At 34.0% G+C, this 23,757-nt stretch carries 27 protein-coding genes and 2 pseudogenes; 11 read left to right on the top strand and 18 right to left on the bottom strand.

Annotation, left to right across the window (positions count from 1 at the left end):
* Positions 1-2 precede the first annotated feature (2 nt).
* The 13 genes from ACZZ95_RS27545 to ACZZ95_RS27485 form a co-directional block, all read right to left on the bottom strand.
* Positions 3-1,154: a glycoside hydrolase family 97 catalytic domain-containing protein gene (locus tag ACZZ95_RS27545; RefSeq protein ID WP_463471515.1), complete on the bottom strand. Its 1,152-nt coding sequence runs from the start codon at positions 1,152-1,154 to the stop codon at positions 3-5.
* Positions 1,135-1,578, bottom strand: a complete 444-nt coding sequence (locus ACZZ95_RS27540) for a glycoside hydrolase family 97 N-terminal domain-containing protein (RefSeq protein ID WP_463471792.1) — start codon at positions 1,576-1,578, stop codon at positions 1,135-1,137. Before ACZZ95_RS27540 ends, ACZZ95_RS27545 begins: the two co-directional genes overlap by 20 nt.
* Positions 1,579-1,595: 17 nt before the next feature.
* The gene (locus tag ACZZ95_RS27535) at positions 1,596-1,997 is read right to left on the bottom strand and encodes a glycoside hydrolase family 97 N-terminal domain-containing protein (RefSeq protein WP_463471514.1); all 402 of its coding nucleotides are present in this window, start codon (positions 1,995-1,997) and stop codon (positions 1,596-1,598) included.
* Positions 1,998-2,132: 135 nt separating this feature from the next.
* Positions 2,133-3,419, bottom strand: coding sequence for a glycoside hydrolase 5 family protein (locus ACZZ95_RS27530; RefSeq protein ID WP_463471513.1), 1,287 nt, complete (start codon positions 3,417-3,419; stop codon positions 2,133-2,135).
* Positions 3,420-3,473: 54 nt separating this feature from the next.
* Positions 3,474-3,866, bottom strand: coding sequence for a hypothetical protein (locus ACZZ95_RS27525; protein ID WP_463471512.1), 393 nt, complete (start codon positions 3,864-3,866; stop codon positions 3,474-3,476).
* Positions 3,817-4,023: a hypothetical protein gene (locus ACZZ95_RS27520; RefSeq protein ID WP_463471511.1), complete on the bottom strand. Its 207-nt coding sequence runs from the start codon at positions 4,021-4,023 to the stop codon at positions 3,817-3,819. The genes ACZZ95_RS27525 and ACZZ95_RS27520 overlap by 50 nt, the downstream gene beginning before the upstream one ends.
* Before the next feature lie 35 nt (positions 4,024-4,058).
* The gene (locus tag ACZZ95_RS27515) at positions 4,059-5,249 is read right to left on the bottom strand and encodes an AGE family epimerase/isomerase (RefSeq protein ID WP_463471510.1); all 1,191 of its coding nucleotides are present in this window, start codon (positions 5,247-5,249) and stop codon (positions 4,059-4,061) included.
* Positions 5,250-5,255: 6 nt separating this feature from the next.
* The gene (locus ACZZ95_RS27510) at positions 5,256-5,732 is read right to left on the bottom strand and encodes a glycoside hydrolase family 130 protein (protein ID WP_463471509.1); all 477 of its coding nucleotides are present in this window, start codon (positions 5,730-5,732) and stop codon (positions 5,256-5,258) included.
* Between the two features lie 14 nt (positions 5,733-5,746).
* Positions 5,747-6,196 carry a hypothetical protein gene (locus ACZZ95_RS27505; protein ID WP_463471508.1) on the bottom strand — a complete coding sequence of 150 codons (450 nt, stop codon included), beginning with the start codon at positions 6,194-6,196 and terminating at the stop codon, positions 5,747-5,749.
* Positions 6,197-6,266: 70 nt separating this feature from the next.
* Positions 6,267-6,446 (bottom strand): hypothetical protein, encoded by a 180-nt coding sequence (locus ACZZ95_RS27500; RefSeq protein ID WP_463471507.1) that lies wholly within the window; start codon positions 6,444-6,446, stop codon positions 6,267-6,269.
* Positions 6,447-6,475: 29 nt separating this feature from the next.
* Positions 6,476-7,867 carry an MFS transporter gene (locus ACZZ95_RS27495; protein WP_463471506.1) on the bottom strand — a complete coding sequence of 464 codons (1,392 nt, stop codon included), beginning with the start codon at positions 7,865-7,867 and terminating at the stop codon, positions 6,476-6,478.
* Positions 7,868-7,904: 37 nt separating this feature from the next.
* Positions 7,905-8,804 (bottom strand): glycoside hydrolase family 26 protein, encoded by a 900-nt coding sequence (locus tag ACZZ95_RS27490; protein WP_463471505.1) that lies wholly within the window; start codon positions 8,802-8,804, stop codon positions 7,905-7,907.
* Positions 8,734-9,042 carry a hypothetical protein gene (locus ACZZ95_RS27485; RefSeq protein WP_463471504.1) on the bottom strand — a complete coding sequence of 103 codons (309 nt, stop codon included), beginning with the start codon at positions 9,040-9,042 and terminating at the stop codon, positions 8,734-8,736. The genes ACZZ95_RS27490 and ACZZ95_RS27485 overlap by 71 nt, the downstream gene beginning before the upstream one ends.
* Positions 9,043-9,346: 304 nt before the next feature.
* Here ACZZ95_RS27485 and ACZZ95_RS27480 point away from each other — a divergent pair, with 304 nt between their 5' ends.
* The 11 genes from ACZZ95_RS27480 to ACZZ95_RS27430 all read left to right on the top strand — a co-directional run bounded on the left by ACZZ95_RS27480 (position 9,347) and on the right by ACZZ95_RS27430 (position 20,420).
* Positions 9,347-10,225 carry a helix-turn-helix domain-containing protein gene (locus ACZZ95_RS27480; protein ID WP_463471503.1) on the top strand — a complete coding sequence of 293 codons (879 nt, stop codon included), beginning with the start codon at positions 9,347-9,349 and terminating at the stop codon, positions 10,223-10,225.
* 331 nt (positions 10,226-10,556) lie between these two features.
* Positions 10,557-10,838, top strand: coding sequence for a carboxypeptidase regulatory-like domain-containing protein (locus ACZZ95_RS27475; RefSeq protein WP_463471502.1), 282 nt, complete (start codon positions 10,557-10,559; stop codon positions 10,836-10,838).
* The gene (locus ACZZ95_RS27470; RefSeq protein ID WP_463471501.1) at positions 10,765-11,472 is read left to right on the top strand and encodes a TonB-dependent receptor plug domain-containing protein; all 708 of its coding nucleotides are present in this window, start codon (positions 10,765-10,767) and stop codon (positions 11,470-11,472) included. The genes ACZZ95_RS27475 and ACZZ95_RS27470 overlap by 74 nt, the downstream gene beginning before the upstream one ends.
* Positions 11,473-11,560: 88 nt before the next feature.
* Positions 11,561-13,738 carry a SusC/RagA family TonB-linked outer membrane protein gene (locus ACZZ95_RS27465; protein ID WP_463471500.1) on the top strand — a complete coding sequence of 726 codons (2,178 nt, stop codon included), beginning with the start codon at positions 11,561-11,563 and terminating at the stop codon, positions 13,736-13,738.
* A gap of 11 nt (positions 13,739-13,749) precedes the next feature.
* Positions 13,750-15,348 carry a RagB/SusD family nutrient uptake outer membrane protein gene (locus ACZZ95_RS27460; RefSeq protein ID WP_463471499.1) on the top strand — a complete coding sequence of 533 codons (1,599 nt, stop codon included), beginning with the start codon at positions 13,750-13,752 and terminating at the stop codon, positions 15,346-15,348.
* A 17-nt stretch (positions 15,349-15,365) separates the two neighbouring features.
* The gene (locus ACZZ95_RS27455; protein WP_463471498.1) at positions 15,366-16,421 is read left to right on the top strand and encodes an IPT/TIG domain-containing protein; all 1,056 of its coding nucleotides are present in this window, start codon (positions 15,366-15,368) and stop codon (positions 16,419-16,421) included.
* Positions 16,422-16,511: 90 nt separating this feature from the next.
* Positions 16,512-16,751 (top strand): hypothetical protein, encoded by a 240-nt coding sequence (locus ACZZ95_RS27450; protein WP_463471497.1) that lies wholly within the window; start codon positions 16,512-16,514, stop codon positions 16,749-16,751.
* 7 nt (positions 16,752-16,758) lie between these two features.
* Positions 16,759-17,745 (top strand): glycoside hydrolase family 27 protein, encoded by a 987-nt coding sequence (locus ACZZ95_RS27445; RefSeq protein WP_463471496.1) that lies wholly within the window; start codon positions 16,759-16,761, stop codon positions 17,743-17,745.
* 10 nt (positions 17,746-17,755) lie between these two features.
* Entirely contained in the window at positions 17,756-18,721 is a 966-nt protein-coding gene (locus ACZZ95_RS27440; protein ID WP_463471495.1) for a glycoside hydrolase family 5 protein, read from the top strand.
* A gap of 666 nt (positions 18,722-19,387) precedes the next feature.
* Positions 19,388-19,612, top strand: coding sequence for an outer membrane beta-barrel protein (locus ACZZ95_RS27435; RefSeq protein ID WP_463471494.1), 225 nt, complete (start codon positions 19,388-19,390; stop codon positions 19,610-19,612).
* Between the two features lie 37 nt (positions 19,613-19,649).
* Entirely contained in the window at positions 19,650-20,420 is a 771-nt protein-coding gene (locus tag ACZZ95_RS27430) for an outer membrane beta-barrel protein (RefSeq protein ID WP_463471791.1), read from the top strand.
* Between the two features lie 407 nt (positions 20,421-20,827).
* Here ACZZ95_RS27430 and ACZZ95_RS27425 read toward each other — a convergent pair.
* From ACZZ95_RS27425 to rimO, 5 genes and pseudogenes are all read right to left on the bottom strand, one after another.
* Positions 20,828-21,731: pseudogene (locus ACZZ95_RS27425) on the bottom strand (N-acetylmuramoyl-L-alanine amidase).
* Between the two features lie 99 nt (positions 21,732-21,830).
* A complete protein-coding gene (locus tag ACZZ95_RS27420) occupies positions 21,831-21,986 on the bottom strand; it encodes a hypothetical protein (RefSeq protein ID WP_463471493.1) in 156 nt (51 codons plus the stop codon).
* Entirely contained in the window at positions 21,955-22,164 is a 210-nt protein-coding gene (locus ACZZ95_RS27415; RefSeq protein WP_463471492.1) for a hypothetical protein, read from the bottom strand. The genes ACZZ95_RS27420 and ACZZ95_RS27415 overlap by 32 nt, the downstream gene beginning before the upstream one ends.
* Positions 22,161-22,319 carry a hypothetical protein gene (locus tag ACZZ95_RS27410; protein ID WP_463471491.1) on the bottom strand — a complete coding sequence of 53 codons (159 nt, stop codon included), beginning with the start codon at positions 22,317-22,319 and terminating at the stop codon, positions 22,161-22,163. The genes ACZZ95_RS27415 and ACZZ95_RS27410 overlap by 4 nt, the downstream gene beginning before the upstream one ends.
* A gap of 41 nt (positions 22,320-22,360) precedes the next feature.
* Positions 22,361-23,677: pseudogene (gene rimO / locus ACZZ95_RS27405) on the bottom strand (30S ribosomal protein S12 methylthiotransferase RimO).
* Between the last annotated feature and the right edge of the window lie 80 nt (positions 23,678-23,757).

Genomic DNA, 23,757 nt, shown 5'->3' with positions numbered 1-23,757 from the left:
TTTTATTTTATAATCATCGCCAATCCACCGTCGCTCGCCAAGCGATATTTCAATTTCGTTGTAGAATCAACGGTTACGATTTCTTTTTTATAATCAGTTGCGGCTTTGTCTGCGTTTAAACCATCTGAGAAAATCTCAGCTTGGAATTTTTTGCCTTTTTCAAGGAAAGAAAAGTCAATTGTAATGTCTCTAGAATCCCAATTGGTGATGGCGCCCAAATACCAAATAATTCCCTTTCTTCTGGCAATAGAAACAAATTTTCCAACTTCACCATCCAAAGCATTAGTTTCATCAAAAGTAGTCGGAAATTTAGCAATAAAATCGGTGCTTTCTTGTGCCGCCATAAAAGCTGTCGGACTGTCGGCCATCATTTGCAAAGGCGCTTCAAAAATAGTGTAAAGTGCCAATTGATGACATCTTGTTCCCTGACTCATCGGATTAGAATGACTTGGTTTGAATTCGCTTTTTGTTGCATTTCGCATCGCACCGGGCGTGTAATCCATCGGACCTGCCATCATTCTGATAAACGGAATTGTAGTATCGTAAAGCGGAACATCATCATTTGGTGTCCATTTATTGTTTTCTAATCCTTTTACGCCTTCAAAATTTAAAATATTGGGATACGTTCGCTGAATTCCAGTTGGTTTGTACATACCGTGAAAATCAATAATCAATTTATGATTGGCCGCTTTTTGTGCAATATCATAAACCGAATTCACCATTTTAGCATCGTCACGATCTATAAAATCCACTTTAAAACCTTTCACTCCCAATTGGGCATAATTAGCAAAAACAGCTTCGGTATTGTCGTGTATAGCCATCCACGAGGCCCACAAAATAATACCAACGTTTCGTTCTTTCGCGTAGGCGATTAAAACTTCTAAATCAACATTAGGATTGTGTTTCATGATGTCGGTTTCAACACTCCAGCCTTCATCCAAAACTACATATTCGACTTTATTTTTTGAGGCAAAATCAATATAATATTTATAGGTCTGTGTATTAATTCCGGCTTTAAAATCAACATTGTAAATATTCCAGTCGTTCCACCAATCCCAAGCTACTTTTCCTGGTTTTATCCAAGAAACATCTTTTATTTTTGAAGGCGAAGCCAATTTCTGAACCATATCGTTATTAGCCAAAGCAAGCATCATTTTCAGAAATCACAATTGCTCGCCACGGAAAAGTTCTGGTACCTTTTGTTTTAACCAAATAATCGGCTCTTTCTGTAATCAATTTGTTGAGGTAATTAAATCCGCCGTTGGTTTCCTGAAGAGGATATTTAGAAAAACGAGATTCAAAACCCGTTTTATTTTTAGTATTGGTGACAAACAATCCCGGATAATCTTCTAAATCAGCTTCCAGAAAAACAGCTTTTTTGTGGTTTTTATAATCAATTAAAAAAGGTGAAAAAGCTAAAGTATCTTTAGAAAACTCACTTATTTTCTTGTTTTCATAATGCGACTCAAACGATGAAATAAATTGGTCTTTCGGATTTCTTAAATCACGAACATAAGGCATTAAAGTATTGTAATCGTGATCAAAATTTAAAACTACTTCTTCATTTTTAACCGTGATATTCTTTTTCTTTTTTGTTATAAAACGGTAAGCGCGCCGTCATCAAAAACACGATATTCAATGCTGAAGTCATTTTTAAAATTAATAGTCAATTGGTTGTAATGGTTTTGAACCGATTTCTTTTTGTACAAAGGGGTTTCAAACGAATTATTTACAGTTTCTTTTTTTGAATTTAAAACAACCGCGTTTTTTCCTAAAACAATATTTCCGTCTAAAATCAAGGCCATTTCTGATGGTGCTAAAATCACATCTTTTTCATGCGAAATTGTCCAGCTGATCTTATCATTCACAGCAATTTTGACTTCAATTTTTCCGTTTGGAGAATTCATTGTAAAGTCTTGTTTTTTCTGTGCAAAACAGAGGTTTACGAATACCAAACAAAAAAGAATAAATGTATTTTTCATGTTGTGTTTTTTCATCAAGTTTTGATTTTGGTTATTCTGTAGAGACGCACTGCAGTGCGTCTACGCCCAGTTTACGTTGCGTATATTCGTTACGCATAAGACGCACTGCGGTGCGTCTTATGCTACAAAAAACAGGGATGAATAATTTTTTTATTTCTTCAATTCTAAATTGTACTTTTTTACAATTTCAAGAGTCGATTTATCACCATTAAAAACAGAATTTAAACCTTGTGGTTCTTGCGGAGGATCTGTAGTAAGCGGTTCTCCGGGATTCCATTTTCCAGTTTCGTTAACGGCTTTTCCTTCTCCGCCGTATCCCCAGAAATTCGGCGCTTGCAACGGGCCGCCATTTTTATGACTTTCTAAAACTCTTCCAAAAATGTAGCTGTAAAACTGATCGCGATAAACAGAAGAAGCGCCTGCATTTAAATTTTCATTTTCTCTCGGCAGGCCAAATTCTTCAATAATAATTGGTCTTTTCAAGTTATTGGCCACCTTAATATGATCGTCAATATATTTTCCTGCATTTTCGATTGTTTTTGGCATAGTAGCTTCAGCATTGTCAGCTTTAAACCAGTTCCAGTTTTTTGGCCAGATGTGCATCGTCAAATAATCGATATTCGGATTTTTGTGCGTTCTTTCGAAAATTTCCATGCTGTCGTTCGAACTATTTTTTCCTTCAGAACCTGTCGAAACCAAATGATTTTTGTCTAAGCTGGCTATTAAATCGACAATGTTGTTCAGCCATTTTGTAAATTTAACTTCATTTTCTACCGTAAAAAGTCTTGGCTCATTTCCAACCTGCCATGACATAATCGTGTTGTCTTCGTTGTATTTCTTTTTAGAATATGCATTTGTTCTTCCAATAATAAATTTTACATGATTATTCAAAGCTTCTATACAAGGTTCACAGCTGTGAAATTGTTCTGTATACGACATGAACTGCGGCCAAGTATTTGGAGCAATATTCGGAACCGGAATCGCACCTTTGCCGTTCCATTCCAGATATTGCGACATTCCACCAGACCATTCCCAGTTATTCGTTAAATACAAAACCGCATACATATTACGTTTGCTCATTTCGCTGATCAAAAAATCCAAACCATCCAAAAGATCTTCGTCATATTTTCCCTGCTCATACTGCAGAGCGGGACGAACGGTAAAATCGTATTTTCCGCCATCGGCACCTACTAAAACACGAAGATTATCGATTCCGTTTTTCTTCATAAAGTCTAGCTCACGCAAAAGTCTTTTTCGGTCACCAACTTTTTTAGAAGCCAATAAACTTCCGTACCAATAATTGGTTCCGATATAAGAATACGGTTTGTCACCTTTATAAAATTGCGTTCCTTTTACGGTTATTTTTTCCTGCGCCTGACAAGCAATTGCAGCAAAAATTAAGGCCAGAGAAAGAGTTTTAAAAAATCTGTTTTTCATAATTTATATTTTAAGGACTAAACCTAACAGGTTATTAAAACCTGTTAGGTTTGTTTATTTTGTATTACTATTCAACTTTGAAAATTCTTCTTCAGAAAGCGTTGTTATTTTTACATCATCAAAAAAAACGGTTCCGTTCGTTTGGGCTAATGCAAGCATTATCCTGATTTTTTTGGCATCAGCCGGAACTTTTACGGCTTTTTTATAATTAAACCAATTCGTTGTTCCTTTGGCGAAAGCAATTGTTTCGGTGCTTATTTGTTTTTCGGCACTATTTAAAAATTCTAAAATTATGGATGTTGCTTTGTATTCTTCTTTCTGAATTTCAACACCATCTGTTTTCATCCAGACATTACATTCCACAGCAAAAGTATTTCTCGGAATTATAGCAATTTGATCAAAAGCTCGCCATTCTGCACCAGTATATTGATTGATCAGCGCAAGCATTTTTTCCTGATTTTTTATCATAAATAGAAAGCGCACCATTTTCTTCGCCTCTCCAATTTACAAATTCGTATTCAAAACCTCCGTTTTTGATAAGATTCGTTTGCGCATGTATTGTTGTCATCACAAATACTAAACTCAGAAGTAAAAATTGTTTCATTGGCTAGAAAAAATTAGCGTTAAAAGTGATTAAAATTAATCTTGAATTCTACTGATCAGCTCAAGACAGGCGCGTCCGTTATGGTAGGGACATTTCCAAAATCCGGCTTTGTCTTTTTTCATTACAGAATAATCGTCGTAAATTCCCCAATACCATTCTCCGTTTTGCTGGTCGATCATATATTTTTTTATGAATTTCCAGTTTTTGTAAACAATATCCAGATATTCTTCTTTTCCAGTTAATTGATATGCATTGTAAAAACCAATTAAAGCTTCTGCCTGAGGCCACCAATGTTTTTCGGCGATTAATTCATTTTTCTTTGGATCAAATTCATACCATAATCCGCCGTCAGAATCAAAACCTTCTTTTGTAGCTTCGGCAATTTGGAGGGCGTGTTTTTTATAATTTTCAATCAACGTTTCATTTCCAGAAATTTCAGCACATTGTTGTAAAAGCCATGTCGCTTCAATATCATGTCCGTATGAAATAACGTCGATCTTTTCGTTCCAATTTTCATCAAAAAACAAGCGTAAATGACCTGTTTCGGTATTAATGAAATGTTCTTCAATTGTTTCTAATAATTCAACAATATCTTTGAGCAGTTTTTCGTCTTTCCAAACTTTATATAAATTCACATAACCTTCAATAATATGAAGATGTGTATTCATCGTTTTCTTTTCGTTTGCATCTTTTGCACTCAGACGTAAATCTTCAATTGGTCGCCAATCTCTGGTAAAAGCTTCAAAGTATCCTTTGTTTATAGGATCATAGCTGTATTCCTGAATTTTGAAATATAAATTTTTAGCTATTTCTAACGCTTTTTCTTCTTTTGAAATCGCATAATATTCAGATAAGCCATAAATCGCAAATGCCAATGCATAAATCTGATTTTTGGTGTCTTTTGGAGTTTTATCCTCATTTATACTCCAAAAAAGACCTCCAAATTTAGTGTCATAAAAATTAGAAGAAAGAAATTCAAATGCTCGCTCTGCCAGTTTTTTGTGGTTTTCGTTTTTTGTGGTCTGATAACTGGCAGAGAAAGTCCAGAGAATCCGTGCATTTAAAACCGATCCTTTTTCTGCATTTCCAATGATATGATCTTCAAAATCGATTTGCCCGACAAATCCACCATTTTTATCGTCAACAGTGTGTTCTGACCAATAGTTTAAAATGGAATCGAGTTCTGCGGATAACTCAGATTTTAATAGCTTTCTTTGTAATGACACGATATCTTAAATTGCGTTATTTCTTTCGACTTGATCAATAATTGTTTGTACAGAACCTGCAGAAATAAAAGTATCTGCTGGAGCATTGGTTACATAATCAACAAGTTTTTCAACAGTTGAAACGGCAACATGCATTCTGGTGTCTGATGAGGCGTAATACACATAAACAGTTCCGTTTTCATCTTCAATCCATCCGTTTGAGAATAAAACGTTCGATACATCACCAACTCTTTCGATTCCTTCTGGTCCCATAAAATGTCCTGCCGGAACGTGTGTCACTTTCGAAATATCATTTAGATCGGTCATAAACATATATAGCGTATAACGCAATCCTGCGACCGTATTACGAACGCCGTGTGCTAAATGTAACCAGCCTTTTGAAGTTTTGATTGGAGCAGGTCCCAAACCATTTTTCAATTCGTAAATGGTATGATATTGCTTGCCAAAAATGATTTTTTCTTCTTTTACAACAGGATTTGTCATGTCTTCCACGTAACCTAAACCAATTCCGCCGCACTTCCTACATCAATAAAACCGTCTTGCGGGCGTGTGTATAGAGCATATTTTCCGTTTACAAATTCAGGATGTAAAACTACATTTCGCTGTTGTCCCGTGTTTGAGATTAAATCTGGAAGTCTTTCCCAGTTTATCAGATCTTTGGAGCGTACAATTCCGGCATTGGCTACAGCCGAACTCGTATCACCTTTTGGAGCTTTCGGGTCTTTTCTTTCTGTACAGAAAATACCGTAAACATAACCGTCTTCGTGGTTGATCAAACGCATGTCATATACATTTGTATCTGGTTCTTCGGTTTGAGGAATCACGCATGGTTTATCCCAAAACTTGAAATTATCCACTCCGTTTGGACTTTCGGCAATGGCAAAAAATGATTTTCTGTCGATTCCTTCTACACGAACTGCCAATAAATATTTGCTGTTCCATTTCATTGCGCCAGCGTTGAAAGCGGCATTTATTCCGATTCGTTCTTGTAAAAAAGGATTTGTACTTTCGTTAAAGTCAAAACGCCAGTTTAAAGGAATGTGCGCTCGCTGTTACTACAGGATTTTTGTAACGGTCATAAATTCCGTTGCCTGCCACTTCTTGTGGTCCGTTTTTTTGTTCAAGAAGTCCTTTATGTTCTTTTTCTAATGCCGATTTTCTTTCTTGAAAAATGGCTGAAGATGTTATCGTTGTCATATCAATTGGTTTCTGTATCCGTACTATTTTTAGTGATTTTGATCTCTTTTTTGGTTTAAATCCTGTTCTATTATTTGTAATTTTTCTTCAGATAATGGATAAAATGCAATAAACGCTACTGATATTGCCGTCGCTATTGCAGGAAGTATACTCAACATTAACTGAATTCCGTTTTGTGCTGTTGCAGTCTGTTCTACATTTGCCTGAAAACCGTAATAACCTAAAAGCCATCCAGCTCCGGCGCCTCCAATTGTCCAGCCAAATTTTTGCGACATTGAGGAAGCAGAAAAAACTAAACCTGTCGCTCTGCGTCCTTGTTTCCATTCTGAATAATCGGCACTGTCTGCGTACATCGACCAGATTAATGGGAAAATACAGCCTGCACAAATACTGATTAAAACTTGGAAAATGAGAATTAATAAAATGTCTTCTTTTCCAAATAAATAGAAAACTAAACTTAGAATTGCGACCAAAGCCATTGCTCCAAAGAAGGTTTTCTTTTTTCCAATTTTATTAGCAATTGGTGTTGCAATGATTACTCCGATGATGTTTGCCGCTTGCCCTAAAACCAAATAGATTGACGTTGGCGTCATATGAAAATCGGTTCCAAAAAGCGAAAAATCAAAGTTTACGGCACTGCTTACATAATATTTGAAATAATAAACCGCGACTCCGTCGCGTATTGAATTAAAGACTAAAGCTCCAATTCCTGCTCCCAATAAAATCCACCAAGGTTTATTTTTTAAAAGATCGTTTAAATCTTCTTTTAAATTATTCTGCTCATCTGCAATTGGTTTTATTCTTTCTTTTGTGAATAAGAAACAAGCCCAGAAAAATACTGTTGTGATTAGTCCAAAAACGGCAATTGTTGCCAGCCATCCTGTTTTAGAATTTAAGTTTCCGCCGAAATAATTTACCAAAGGTTCAATAAGCCAAAGTGCCAAAAGACTCCCGCCGAAAGCAAAAACCATACGGTAAGAAGAAAGTGTATTTCTTTCTTTTCTATCAGAAGACATTACGCCCAAAAGTGATGCATAAGGAACATTGATTAAAGAATAAATCATCATCATTAAGGAATACGTAACGTAGGCATAAATGATTTTACCTTTTTCGTCAAAATCTGGAGTATAAAAAGTCAAAACCCCAATCACGGCAAACGGAATTGCTACCCAAAGTAAATACGGTCTAAATTTTCCCCATTTACTTTTGGTTCTGTCTGCTATAATTCCAACAATAGGGTCAAAGCAGGAATCCCAGATTCGGGTAATTAAAAACATGGTTCCAACTACAGCAGGCGCTAATCCGAAAACATCGGTGTAAAAAAACAACAAATACATGCTGAAAATTTTCCAGAACATAGATGAAGCAGCGTCTCCGAGACCGTAACCTATTTTTTCTTTTAAACTAATTTTGTCGTGCATTAGATTTTTTTTAAAGATTGTAATTATTTTTGGGGGATTATTTTAATTTTTTTGGAATGTCTTTTTCAAAGATAGTTTGATCCAGATTATAAAAATCGACAAAATCTTTTTCGCTCACTTGTCCAGAGAAAGGTGCGTAATAATGCATTTTTTGTTCTTTTTCCTGCCAGCCGTGGTTTCTCCATAGTAAAACATATGAAATTTTATAATCTCCAATAGCTTTCAATAAAGTGCCTGTCCACCATTTTGGATCTGGAACGGCTTCGTAGCCAGCTTCTGCTAAAGCTATTAATTTATGTTTTTTGGCATTAATTTCGTTTAAGATTTTAAACTGCTTTTGAACTTCATTGATAAATTTCTCACCGTTTGGATCATTGCTGTTTTGGTAGCTGTCAAAACTTAAAACATCTGCATATTCATCTCCAGGATAATTGGCTAAGAAATCTGCTTCACTGCCAAAACCGCCTGTATTGTAAACATATATTAAATTGTGAACGCCTTTTTTTTGAAGATAATCGAAGGTAAATTTCCACGCTGTTTTAAACTCTTCTGGAGTACAATTGCCTTTTCCCCACCAAAACCATCCGCCGGTAAGTTCATGAAAAGGTCTAAAGAGTATTGGAATGTTTTTGCCGTTTTTATCTTTTAGAGATAAGAAGAAAGTGGTCGCTTTATCTAACCAAGAAGTAAATTTTTTATGATTTTCTGCGCCTGGTAAAATTGTTTTTAACGAATTTGGAGTATGATCCCAAGCATCTTTCCCTGTTGCTGGATTGTCAAAATGCCAGCTCACGGTAGAAATACCGCCTCTTGCATTGGCTTCAATAATATATTGTTTCATTTTAGCAAAAGGAACGCCATCGATATTATTTGGGCTGTCCTTTTCCAAACCTGCAATATCCCACCCATAAACTGCGGGATAATCGCCTGCGAGCATCTTTTACGTCGCTTCGGCCGTTCTCGTATTTCCATTTTACACCATATGCCAAATCATCTTGATGCCCAAATAAAAAACCTTTTTTAGATAATGTATTGAGGTTTTTGTACAAAGTTTTAGTTTCGGTGGTTGCTTTTTTATCTGAAAGTGACAAATTAGTATTATCCATACTTTTTTGGGATATGCAGGAACTGCTTATAAATGTTACGGTTAAAAGCGTTAAAATGTATTTTTTCATTACGAAATGGTTAGTTAGTTTTTTGCTAAAAGTAAAATAAACAATAGATTACGATTTAAAAAACATGTTATTTTATTGTTCGAAAAATCATTACGAAATTATTGTTAAAATTATTAAAACTATAAAAAGTTATTCAATTAAAAATGATTAATGTTTATTATTAATGTTCTTTTTAAAGAAATGATAATTTGTTTTTTCAAAGATAAACGGATGAATATCGTCTAATTAATATTATTTTATCAATTATATATCATATTATTGCAGTCAAAAAACAAAATATTAAGTTACTGATATAATTTTCAACATGGGTACAACAAAAAATTTTTATAGAGAAATTGCGCCATTAGTCGCGAGTGATAGTTTTTTGGTTTTCGATCGAGTAAAAGACAGTTTTGATTTTCCTGTTCATTATCATCCAGAGTTTGAGATCAATTTTATTTTAAATGGAAAAGGTGTTAAAAGAGTTGTTGGCGATAATATTGAGGAAATAGATAATGTCGAGCTGGTTTTGATTGGTCCCAATTTATATCACGGCTGGGAATTGAGTAAATGTACAAGTAAAAAAATTCATGAAATAACAATTCAGTTTCATAATGATTTATTTCATGAGTCTTTATTATCAAGACGGATTATGAATCCGATACGTGATATGTTTAACCGATCAATTCATGGAATTCTTTTTTCAAAAAAAACGGCCGAAGAATTAACCCCAAGACTTGTAAGGCTTTCTAAATTAGACGGAATGGACTATTTTTTGGAAATTACTTCCTTATTATATGATTTGGCCAATTCTAGAAATCAGCGTCTTCTTTCGACTTATACAGTAGACTATGATACTTTTGATGATTATGATAAAATGAAATTGGTTTACGAATATGTGCAGAAACATTTTGCTGAAAAAATTACTTTAGAAGATGTTGCAAATGTGGCGAGTATGTCTATTATTTCTTTTAATAGATTTATTAAAAAACGTACTGGTAAAACGTTTGTTAATTATATAAATGATATCCGAATTGGTTATGCGGCGCGCTGGCTAGTAGAGAAAGATATGAGTGTTTCTGAGGTTGCATTTAAATCTGGGTTTAATAATATTGCCAATTTTAATCGCAGTTTTAAAGCGACAAAAAATTGTACGCCTAGTCAATACAGAGAAGATTTTTCTGGCTTGAAACGTATTTTGTAGTGATACTTTTTTATCACCTATAAACATTATTTTTAACGAAAACGTTTGATTTTGGCGTTTTTGTTGATTTTTATGTTGGTGTTTGGTTCATTTTGAGGATTGTCATTGAGAATAATTTAAAATTTATATGGTTTTATTTTCATATGTGTTTTTTTAAACGCTTAAAGTAAAAATATTATCATTAAATGATATAATATTATCGATTTGATAATTCTCTCTGTTATAGATTTGTTAAATATTTTAAGAGTAAAATATATACCAGGCTTTTTTACTCTCTTAAGATTAGCAATAAAAAATTTAAACTAACCAAACACTTATTATGAAAAAACTAATGACTAGCTTCATTCATTGGAAGGCTGACCACACAGCAGTTCCTCTGATATTATTTTTGTTATTGACCTGTAATTTTATTACGGCTCAGGTAAAGGTTTCAGGAACGGTATCTGATGAAAAGGGATTATCTATTCCAGGAGCGAACGTATCAGTTGCGGGTTCTAAAGCAACTGTTTCCACAGATTTTGACGGTAAATATTCTATCGATGTTGCAAGCAAATTCAACTTTATTATTCTCTTTCATCGGCTTTACTACTCAGAAGGTTGCCGTAGATGGTAAATCGACTATTAATGTAATTTTAAAATCAAATGCAGAAGATCTAAAAGATGTAGTTGTAATTGGTTACGGTACTCAAAAGAGAAAAGATATTAATAGTGCTATTTCTAGTATTGGCTCAAAAGATATCGAAAATCTAAAAGTGGCTTCATTTGATCAAATGATGCAGGGAAAAGTCACGGGGGTAGTCGTAAATAGTAACTCTGGTGAACCGGGGAGTAATGTATCGGTAAAAATTAGAGGCGTTTCTTCTTTAACAGGTACAAACGAACCTTTGTACGTAATTGATGGAGTGCCTATTTCTGGAGATGCTAGAAATTCTTCTACTTCAGGAAGAAATCTTGCTGGAGATTCTAACTTTTCTAACAACGGAAACATTACTGTAAGTCCGTTGGCGCTTATTAACCCGAATGATATTGAGTCTATCGATATTTTAAAAGACGCTTCTGCTACAGCAATTTATGGTTCTCGAGGTGCGAATGGAGTTATCATTGTAACTACTAAATCTGGTAAAAAAGGAACAGGAAAATTATCTTTCGAAAATTCTTATTCTATTAGCAATTTGCCAAAGAAATTGCATTCTATGGATTTGCGAGCAATATGCAACGCATCAAAATGCACTATCAGATGTTTATGATCCTTCGTCAAAACGTCCAGAATTTGCCCATCCAGAACTTTTAGGAAAAGGTACAGACTGGCAGGATGCTATTTATGAAACAGGAATTATGACCTCTAATCAGTTGTCTTTTTCTGGTGGAAAAGAAGGAATTAGCTATTATATCTCTGGAGGTCTTTTAAATCAAGAAGGTATTGTTATCGAATCTGGTTTCAAAAGATACAATGTAAGAGCTAATATTGATGCAAAAGTAAATAGTTTTATTAAAGTTGGTATTAACGTAAGTGGGGCAATTACAGATGAAAAACTTACACTAAACGGACAATTTAATGGTGTTGTAGGTACGTCTTTACTGGCTACTCCAGATGTGGCAGTAAGAGAATTAGATGGCGCATTTGCTGGTCCTACAAGTGGTCTTTCATTTGTTAATCCAGTTGCAACTTCTTTATTAGGTTCTAATACATTGGTAAGAAAAAATTATTCTGGAAGTTTTTATACGCAAGTAGATATTCTTAAAGGTTTAGAATACCGTTTTGAAGCGGGTGGATATATTTATGACAATTTAGGACAGCGATTTGATCCTATGTATTCTTTAGGAAATGCTGTAAAGAGTTTTGCTAACCTTTATTATAATCCGTCTTCTGGTAATTCGTGGAACTTAAAAAACATGCTTACTTATAGAAAAACTATAGACAAGCACAGTTTTACAATTTTGGCAGTACAAGAATCTAATAGATCGCACTGGGAAGGATATTCTATGATAGGTAATGGTTATAAAGATAATAGTGATCAAACCCTTGCGGGATCAGATTTGACAAAAGCAGAACTTAAAAGTACATATGCAGGAACACAAACTTTAGCTTCTTATTTAGGAAGGGTAGTTTATGATTATGGAGATAAATATGGTGTTTCGGTTGCAATAAGAACAGATGGTTCTTCTAAATTTTTCATTGGAAATAAATGGGGCGTCTTTAGTTCTGTTGGTGGTTCTTGGAAACTTTCGAATGAATCTTTTATGGAAGGAACAAAAAAGTATATTGATGGTATTAAATTGAGATTTGGCTGGGGACAAACAGGAAACAATCAGATTGGGAATAATTTATATGATTCTAATCTTCACGTAGTAGTGAGTTCTATGGGAACTTCTTACCTTCCTTCAAATACTCCAAACAAAGATTTGAAATGGGAAACTCAGGATCAAACGAACTTAGGTTTAGATTTTAATTTGTTTCAATCTAAATTTAATGCTTCTATAGATGTGTATAAAAAAGTTTCTAAAAATTTCTTATACCAAGTTCCGTTGCCAAACTATCTTTCTGGAGGCGGTGATTATGAAGGTGGTGTAAATCCTCCGTATTTTAACCTTGGAAGCATGGAAAATAAAGGTATTGAGGTTACGCTTGGTTACAGCAATAAATTCACAGAAAACTTCTCATGGGATTCTAGTCTGAACTTCACTAAATATGAAAATAAAGTAACAGATATGGCTGGGTTAAATATTATAAAAACAACAGGTACGCTTTCTTACAACACTGTTAGTGTTTCAAGAACACAAGAAGGTCTGCCAATAGGTTCGTTTTTAGGATATGAAGCTGTAGGGATTTACAGAACAGATGAAGATCTATTGACATACGGACACGTTGATGGCGCAGGAAACAGAGTTGTGTTGAAAAACGGAACAAATTCATTGTTGCCGAATTTTGTAAAAGGAGATGTTATTTATAAAGATTTAAATAATGATGGTAAAATCGATCAAAGTGATTTAACGAATATTGGAAATCCAAATCCGAAATTTACTTATGGTTTTACGAATAACTTTAAATATAAAAATGTCGATTTATCTATTTTTCTTCAAGGAACTGCAGGAAATAAGTTAATGAATTTAACTCGCGCATCTGGAACAATGAATAGTAATTTAGGAACTAACTATTTAACAGAAGCAACTGATTTTTACTCAGCTAATAATTTGGATGGTTCTCTGCCAACACCTTCTAGTTACGATCATATTAATAATGCAGTTTCTACCCGCATGATTGAAAATGGTTCTTATTTAAGAGTTCAGAATGTAACTTTAGGATACTCTTTACCATTGGATATTATTTCGAAAATCAAATTAACAAGATTGAGAATTTATGCTTCTGGACAAAACTTATTCACTTTTACGAAATATACAGGATATGATCCTGAGGTAGGTTCTTATAATCAAGATGCATTAATGTCAGGAATTGATAACGGTCGTTATCCGGTGCCAAGACTAATTTCTTTTGGTTTTAATGTTGAATTTTAATAAAAAATAATATGAAAAATATATATAAAAGAGGCGACGTAGGTCTTATGGCGTTATTGATGTTGTTCTCATCCTCTTGCTCTCAAGATTTTATAGATGTTCCTGCAGAAGGAAACCCTACAATAGGAAGCTATTATGATTCTGATGAAAAATTAGACAATGCAACAAACGGACTTTATGGTTTAGTTTGGTTTAATATGAATAAAGAAGGTTTTTATGGTATTACCGATGTAATTTCGGGTAATATGTATGCTGATATATATAACGATTTTGGTGATTTTACAGATTTGAGTTTCACTAATACATCACGATATATTTCTGATTCTTGGAGATCTTGTTTTGGTGCTATTGCAAATTCTAATGCTTACATTAGCAATCTGCTGCAGAGTGTTGGTCCAAATGTGAGTAAAGAAGCTTTGAATAATACATTAGGAGAATGTCATTTTATTAGAGCATTTTCTTATTTCTTTTTGGTAAGATTATGGGGGAATGTGCCTATTATCGAAAATAATGCAGACTATTCTAAAAACTTTGTCATTCCAAGTAACCCAACTGAAGATGTTTACAAATTCATAGAAAATGATTTAAAATTCGCTATAGCTAATTTAAGAACAAAAAACAGAGGTTCAGATTATGCTTCAAATGCTCACGTATCAAGCGGTTCTGCAAAGGCGATGCTGGCAAAAGTTTATTTATATCAAAAGAAATATGATCTGGCGAGACAAATGGCTCAGGAAGTTATCAATAGCGGTGAGTTTAAATTATTAGGAGGAGAGCAATTACCAGCAAAATCTTTCGCTGATTTGTTTTTACAAAAAAACAACAATAACGAGGAATCTATTTTTGCTTGGCAGTGGACAGGAACTGGAGGTTATTTTGATGGGAATTTTACCAATACATTATTTGCTCCAGAAAACAGATTGGTTGAAACTACTTATTCTGGACAGATTGCTCCATCTCAAGATTTAATTAAAAATGTTTTTGAAAACGGGGACAGAAGAAGAATTGAAACTTTTATGCTTCCTGGAGATTTTTATCCAAACCTAACATATGCAAAAACACTTGATTTAGGTGCACCAAAAATTTTAGGATACACTTTTGAAATTGAATATGAAGCACAAAAATCTGGTGCTGGATTGAAAAAATATGTAATCGGAAAAGAAAATCTTCCAATAACAGGAGCATTTAATCCTGTAAATAATGGAGAAAGCAGTATGAACAGTTATATGATGCGTTATGCAGAATTGCTGTTAATTCATGCCGAAGCTATTTTAGGCGGACAAACAGGAAGTACTTCAGATGCACAAGCGCTTCAATCGTATAATGCAGTTCGCAGAAGAGCAGGATTAGCACCAAAATCAGTAATAACATTTGATGATATTTTTAAAGAAAGACGTGCGGAACTAGCGTGCGAAGGAGATTATTATTTTGATTTAGGCCGTTTGCCTTTTGAAAGAGCAAAAGCGATTCTAGAAGCACAAAATAGAGGGAATAGAGAAGTTGAAAAACACATTACAATTTCAGCAACAAATCTTTTACTTCCTTATCCAGCAGATGACTTGACAAAAAATCCAAAATTGACAGAAGTAGTACCATATACTTTTAAATAATTTTAAAAATATACAACATGAAAAATTTAAAAATTGTTTCATTAGCGACATGTCTGGCATTAATAATCTCTTTATTGCTTTTTACATCATGCTCTAGCGATGATAGCGCCGAAGCGTACAGCGGAGGACCTGTAATAGAATCTGTAATGCCTTCTGGCTATAATCTTGATGGCACTGTTAAGCCATTGGTTCCAGTAACATTAGTAGATCCAAAAAACTATTATATCATTCACGGAAAAGGACTTTTGACGACTACAAAAGTGTATTTTAATGATTTTGACACCTATTTTAGGCCAACATTTGTAACAGATACAGATATAATTATTTTGGTAGATGAAGCTACGCCTTTTGCAGATGCACCAAACAAATTAAGAGTAGTAACAGGAAGAGGTACAGCAGAGTTTGACTTACAAGTTGCTCCTCCAGTACCAACATTTAGTGGTTTTAACTTTATAAACTGTGAAGAAGGTGACGAAGTAACTATAAAAGGTAAATATTTTCTAGATCCTATTGTAACACTGGCCGAAACTCCAACACAACCTGCGGTTCCTGTTCAAGTAATTTCTTCAACATTAGAACAGGTAGTGGTAAAAATTCCTGCTAATGCGAATCATAGATATCTGGCAGTAACAAATATTTCTGGAACAGCCGTTTCAAAAGAAGCAATTGGTACAGCATTGTATGATGATAAATTATACGAAATGCAATGGGGCGGACCTTGGGCTGGTAAAGGAGTTAATTTTGATTTTGGCGGAGATTCCTATCAAGGCGAAAAATCTTGGCAGTGGGAATTTAGCGCTTGGGACGGAGGAAACTGGGGCTTTAATTTTGATATGACTCCGTACAAAGCATTACGAATGGCAGTAAAAGGAAGTAAAAATGGTCAGGTAAACTTTAGTGTAAATGGAGGGCCAAACTATGTAATTCCAGTTACAACAACTTGGGTTTATATGGAAATTCCACTAGATAAATTAGGGAATCCTTCAAGTGTTACAATGCTTACATTCCAAGAATCAAATAGTGACGGCGGTAATACGGTGTTGTTTGATGATATAGGATTTGTATTAAAATAAACATTTTGTTTTTTGAGTTAGTTTGAGATATTCCCTGATTGAAAAATTAGGGAATATCTTTTTTTGTAATATCTTTTAAATATATTTTGGATGAAAAAAATTGCTTTACTACTTGCTTTTAGTATAACCAGTATGGGTTTCAGTCAGGGAAATACTCACAAACAGCAGGGCGGAAAATTTGAAGGACTGGCTATGACACCGCCAATGGGTTGGAATTCATGGAATACTTTTGCAACCAATATCGACGAAAAATTAGTAAAAGAAACAGCAGATATCATGGTTTCCTCAGGTTTAGCGGTACGCGGGTTACAATTATATTGTATTAGATGATGGCTGGATGACGCACGAACGTGATGCAAATGGTGATTTAGTACCAGATCCGGCAAAATTTCCCAGCGGAATGAAATCGGTTATTGATTATGTGCACAACAAAGGTTTAAAATTCGGATTGTACAATTGTGCCGGAACCAAAACTTGTGCAGGTTATCCTGGAACAAGAGGATATGAATATCAAGATGCGAGATTTTATGCGAAACTCGGAATTGATTTCTTAAAATACGACTGGTGTAATACAGAAGGAATCACTGCTAAAGAAGCTTATGCAACAATGAGTAACGCTTTAAAAACTGCCGGCAGGCCAATTGTGTTTAGTCTTTGCGAATGGGGAGATAATCAGCCGTGGGAATGGGGAAAACCAATTGGAAATCTTTGGAGAATTTCGGGAGATATTTATCCTTGTTTCGACTGCGAATTCAAACATCCTGAAAACTGGTCGTCTTGGGGATTTATGAAAATCGCCGATATGCGAAAAGATATTCGTAAATATTCTGGTCCAGATCATTGGAATGATTTTGATATGATGGAAGTTGGGAACGAAATGAATGATACCGAAGATAAAACACATTTTGCAATGTGGTGCATGCTGTCTTCGCCTTTGTTTACAGGAAATGATTATAGAAAAATGTCTAAAGAAACACTGGACATTTTAACGAATAAAGAATTACTGGCTGTAAATCAAGATAAACTAGGAATTCAAGGATTTAAATATGCTGTTTTAGATGGAGTAGAAGTGTGGGTAAAACCACTATCTGACGGAGCCTGGGCAGTTAGTTTTATCAATAGAACTGAAACTGCTAAAAAAGTTAATTTTGATTGGAAGAAAAATAATTTCAAAGATTCGGATTTCGGATATGAAGCTGATTTCTCTAAAGCAGACTTCAAAATAAAGGATCTTTGGAAAAACAAAGAAGCGGGAAATACCAAGAAAGCATTTAGCGCCGCAATCGCTTCGCATGATGTTATTACTTTAAAATTAAATCCTTAAAGAATTATATATGAAATCGAAGCTTTGGTATTTAGTTTTATTTCTTGTAATGTCTGTTACGATTTCAAACGCACAATTCGTAAAAAAGCACGGACAGTTGAGTGTGCAGGGAACACAGCTCGTAGATAAAAATAACAATCCGATCGTCCTCCGCGGATTAAGTTTTGGCTGGCATAGCTTATGGCCAAGATTTTACAATGAAAAAGCGGTGGGCTGGTTGAAAAAAGATTTCAATTGTAATATAGTTCGTGTTGCAATGGGGATTGAACTTGGAGATCTTTCGTATATAAACAATCCGCAGTTTTCTAAAGAGAAAATAGAAGCCGTTGTAAATGGTGCTATAAAATCAGATATCTATGTAATTATAGATTGGCACAGTCATAATGTAAATCTGAAAGAAGCAAAAGAATTCTTTACAGAGATGTCAAAAAAATATGCCAAGTATCCTAATATTATATATGAGGTGTTTAATGAGCCAGATTATGAAACCTGGTGGGAAGTTAAAAATTATTCCGAAGAAATAATTCGAGTAATCCGAGAGAACGATCCCAATAATATTATTTTGGTTGGCTGTCCGCGCTGGGATCAGGATATTAATCTTCCTGCAGAAGATCCTATAGTAGGTTATACTAATATAATGTATACGATGCATTTTTACGCCGCTACACACGGAAAAGAATTAAGAGATAGAACAGATGCCGCAATCAAAAGTGGTCTGCCTGTTTTCGTTTCAGAATCTGCCGGTATGGAAGCTTCTGGAGACGGACCTCTAAATTATCAGGCTTGGCAGGAATATATTGATTGGATGGAAGATAGAAAAATAAGCTGGATCACATGGTCTGTATCAGATAAAGACGAAACTTGTTCGATGTTAAAAAAATCGGCTAAATCGGAAGGAAAATGGAAAGATGAAGATTTAAAAGATTCAGGACTTAAAGTTCGTGAATATTTAAGGAAGTATAATAAAGACAAATAAAATATATTCTGTCGATTTCTAAAAAAGCCTGCTCAAAATTAGAGCAGGTTTTTTTTTAGTCATATAAAGTCTTTTTTTGGAGAATTGAGCTTTCTATAGAAAGTTCATTTTACTTTTTAAATTATTTTTTTTTGTAAGAATAACTCTCACTAAAGTAAAAGTTGTTTTTTGTTGTCTAAAATTTTTTGGTTTTTGGTTTATAAATATTTTTTATTCACTACCCCTATTTTTTTATGGGTGTTTTTGTTTTTAAGCTTATTTTTAATTTAAATGTGTCTATTTTTTAACTCATTTTGTTTGTTAACCCTTGTTTTTTGGTAAAATATCTTAAAATTTTGTTATTGAATTTTCAAAAAGAATTAATTATAAATGTCAAATCACGATTATTGTCAATTTAATTTTTGTAATCCGTAATTCTTTACCTAAAACGTCAAAAAAGTAGATTTGAATTATTCTACTCATACAAAAGTTAATAAATTCGCTAATGAAAATGATGATGTTTTAGGGACGTACAAAGGGTTTTAGAAATGACTTATACTATTAAAATAGATATATAAAAGATTAACTAACCAGAATCAATTAATAACTAAAAACCAATTTAAAACATGAAAAAAGTATTTCACATTTTAGCCGCGATGTTAACCAGTTCTTTCGCCTTTGCCCAAGATGATGAAGCCGCGAGCTTCGCCAGCAACCACCTGGGGAGGCTCTGCAGATGCGTACTATAAATATGATTTTTCAAAACAAATGAATGGATTGACGAGCTTCACCAACTCACAAAATTCATTCGAGCTAGGAATGGCGTCGATCGAGGCAGGTCATACTTTTGGAAAAGCTTCTGTTTTTGTAGACTTAGGTTTCGGAAAAAGAGCGACGAGAGTTTTCATATAATGAAACGCCAGATAAAGATGTAAGTGCAAAATTTTTAATTAAACAATTATTTTTTACATACAATTTAACAGACGAATTTAAAGTAGTGGCAGGTAGTTTCGGGACTCATATTGGGTATGAGGTATTAGATGCTGTAGATAATAAAAACTATAGTATGTCATATGCTTTCTCTTATGGTCCATTTTTTAACACAGGGGTTAAAGCTCAATATACAGCTGGCAAATTTACAGCGATGTTAGGAGTAACAAACCCAACTGATTTTAAATCGGCAATGGATGCGGGTTCATATCAAAAAACGTTCATAGGACAATTAGGGTATATTGGTGATACAGGAAGTGCTTATTTGAATTTTACAACAGGAAGCAGTAACCCAATCCCAGGAAGTATAATTCCAGTTTCTGACGAAAACAAAACGCAATTTGACTTGACTGCTTCTAAAACAATCAGTGATAGTTTTGGACTTGGTTTAAACGCAACTTATGCTAAAACTACAAATGATTTTGACAGCACGCTAGACGGCGAATGGTTTTCAGTAGTTGGATACGCAAATTATACATTCAGTCCATCATTGCTTTTAGCTTACAGAATAGAATATTTTGATGCTAAAGATGCAGCACCAAGTATGGGAACATTAACAGGATCTAGTGTATTTGCTAACACGGTTTCTTTAAATTACAAAGTTGGAAAACTTACAATTATTCCTGAGCTAAGATACGATGCAGCTTCTGAAGATATATTTTTAGATAAAGATGCACTGCCAACAGGAGGAAGCTTTTACGCTTTAATTGCAACAACATACTCTTTCTAGAGATAAAGATTGATATTTTTTTTTTTTTTGGAGCTGTCGAAACATACTAATGTTTTGGCGGCTTTTTTATTGGGATTGAGTCTTTATTGTTTATTGTTTGTTGTTTGTTGTTTGTTGTTTGTTGTTTGTTGTTTGTTGTGAGATGGATTGGCCTAACTATTTTTTTACCGCAGAGTTCGCAAAGGTTTTTTTTCAGTTGGCTAAAGAATTGAGTAGTGTTACGCAAATTAAGTTCGCAAAGCTTTGTGAATTTTGTGTATTAAACTTAATTAACTTAAAAAAAAACCGCAGGGTTTTCGGTGTTAAATTTTCCTTTTACACTGATTTTCGTGCTGTTATTAATAAAAAAAAACGCATTTCTAGTTTTTAGAAATGCGTTTTTATATTGTTAAAACTAACTAATTCATTTATTGAACTTGTTTTTTGTAAATCGAATAAATAGTATCAATTGTTTTTCTGTCTAAAGTTGAGGTTGCATCAGTTTGAATATAATGCAATTTAAAAGCTTGAATTGCGACGAGATAAATTTTTGGTATTGTATCCAATTATTCGCAATGCAGGTTCAATTTTAAAATCAAATGGTGCTGGCTCTAAAACTTCGTCCGGCCAGATTCCGAAACCTTTTTCTGCAAGTGTTTTCCAAGGGAATAGTGCGCTTGGATCTTGTTTTCTTCCAGGAGCGATATCCGCATGACCTAAAAAGTTCTGGGTTGGAATGTTGTAATCTTTTTTCAATTTTGAAAGTAACGCAACTAAACTGCTGATTTGAGCTTCTGTAAAAGGTTTAAAACCGTTATTGTCCAGCTCAATTCCAATAGAACAAGAGTTTAAATCTGTTGTTTTTCCCCAAGTCGAATTTCCAGCGTGCCATGCTCTTAGATAATCATTAAGCATTTGAACTACTTTTCCATTTTCAGAAATTACATAGTGCGCACTAACTTGTGTTTTCGTTTTTGTAAATGTGCTGATTGTCTGTTGAAGAGAATCTTGCGCAGTATGATGAATGATAACGAAACTTGGTTTTCTTAAATTGAAATTTACTGTACCAATCCATTCCGTATTGATTCCGTTTACTAAGTAGGTAGAACCCGTTTTAGATAAAGTATCTTTTATAATTCCTAACTGCTGTGCATAAGAAGTATCAATTACAACTGGAGTCGCTGGAATTGGTTTTGCATCTTTATTGGTAATCTGGTTTTCTAATGTCTTAAGCTGTTGATCATAAGCTTTTTCCGTGTTTTTGTACGGATTTGTAGAGCATGAACTGATTATAACAGCTAAAATCAGATAACAAAAATGTTTTTTTGCCATAATTCGTTGTTTATAGGTTTAAACGATTATTCTTTAATTTTCGTATCTGTATCTTCCTTTAATTCCTTAGAATCTTCTTTGTCTTTATCTTTTTTCTTTTTAGACTTTCCTTTTTTTCACCTCTTTAAAGGATTCCATAAAAGTTTTGTATTTGTCAACTTGATCTGGATTTAAAAAAGCTCCAATTTTTTTATCAGTACTTTCTCTTAAGGCTTTTATTTGCTCAATTTTTTGCTCTTGGTCTGCTGCTTTCATTTTTCAATAAAATACCTTGTTCTCTCAAACTGTCAGCTAAAACATTTGTAATAGCAATTGCCTGCAGGTCATCTAACTTAACTTCTGGTCGCATCGATTCAACAATTTTCGCTGCAGTTTCTTCTGCAGGAACTTCTTTAGGTTTGCTTGGTGTACCTTGTTGCTGTCCACCCATCATACTTCTGTCCATTCCCATTCCATGCCGCCTCTGTTGTAACCATTTCCGTAACCATTCCCATAGCCATTATTGTAACCGTTTCCATATTGTGCAGACACAGTAGAGAAACAGAATAAGCTTAAACCTAAAATAAATAAAGTTTGAATTGGTTTCATAAAAGTATTTTATCTAATGTTAACAATTGTTCAGCGTAAATTTAAGCAGGTTCTCCGTATAAATCAAATTCTGTAGCTTCAATTATCTTGATATTAACAAATTCTCCTGTTTTTACATAATGCTTAGAAGCGTCAATTAAGACTTCATTGTCAACATCAGGACTGTCAAATTCAGTACGGCCAACAAAATGTGCGCCTTCTTTTCTGTCAATAATACATTTGAAAGTTTTGCCTACTTTTTCCTGATTTAAATCCCAAGAAATTTGAGACTGCAACTCCATGATTTCATTTGCTCTCGCTTGTTTTACATCGTCCGGAACATTGTCCTCTAATAAATAAGCATGAGTATTTTCTTCATGAGAATAAGCAAAACATCCCATTCTGTCAAATTTCATTTCCTGAACAAAATCTTTCAAAATTTCAAAATCCTCTTGTGTTTCACCAGGGTAACCAACAATTAAAGTTGTTCTAATTGCCATTCCAGGAACTGCGGCCGTGGAAATCTTTTAATAATTGAGTTGTTTTAGCCTGAGTTGTACCACGGCGCATAGATTTCAAAATAGAATCTGAAATATGCTTTGCAACGGAATATCAATATAATTACAGATTTTTGGCTCACGTTTCATTAATTCTAAAACATCCATTGGAAAACCAGTTGGATAAGCATAATGAAGTCGAATCCATTCGATACCTTCCACTTTAGCTAGTTCTTCCAAAAGTTCGGCAAGATTTCTTTTTTTATAAAGATCAAGTCCGTAATAAGTTAAATCTTGAGCAATTAAAATTAATTCCTTAACACCGTTTTTAGCTAGGCCTTGAGCTTCTTTAACTAATTTTTCAATCGGCTGGGAAACATGTGAACCTCTCATTAATGGAATTGCACAGAAACTACAAGGTCTGTCACAACCTTCTGCAATTTTTAAATAAGCATAATTTTTTGGAGTTGTCGTTAAACGCTCTCCAAGTAATTCATGTTTATAGTCAGCTCCTAAAGCTTTTAATAATTGAGGTAATTCTGTAGTTCCAAAATATTGATCAACATTCGGAATTTCTTTTTCTAAATCAGGTCTGTAACGTTCAGATAAGCAACCTGTAACGAATACTTTGTCAACAAGACCTCTGTCTTTTTTATCAGCATATTCCAAAATCATATTTACTGATTCTGCTTTTGCATTATCAATAAAACCACAAGTGTTAATTACAATAATGTTTCCTTCTTTTTCTGCTGGAGCTTCGTGTTCAACTTCTTTTCCATTAGCACGCAGCTGTCCCATAAGGACTTCACTGTCATAAACATTTTTTGAACACCCAAGAGTGATTACGTTAATTTTGTTCTTTTTTAAAGACTTGGTTCTCATACTTTTATAAATTGGAGTGCAAAATTACACTTTTTTTATTCAAACGCACTAGTTTCAAGTGCTTTTAGATGTTTTTTATG

The organism is Flavobacterium sp. AC267, assembly GCF_979258715.1.
Note: the sequence above shows the minus strand (reverse complement) of the source record. Positions and strands in the feature narration are given on the sequence as shown.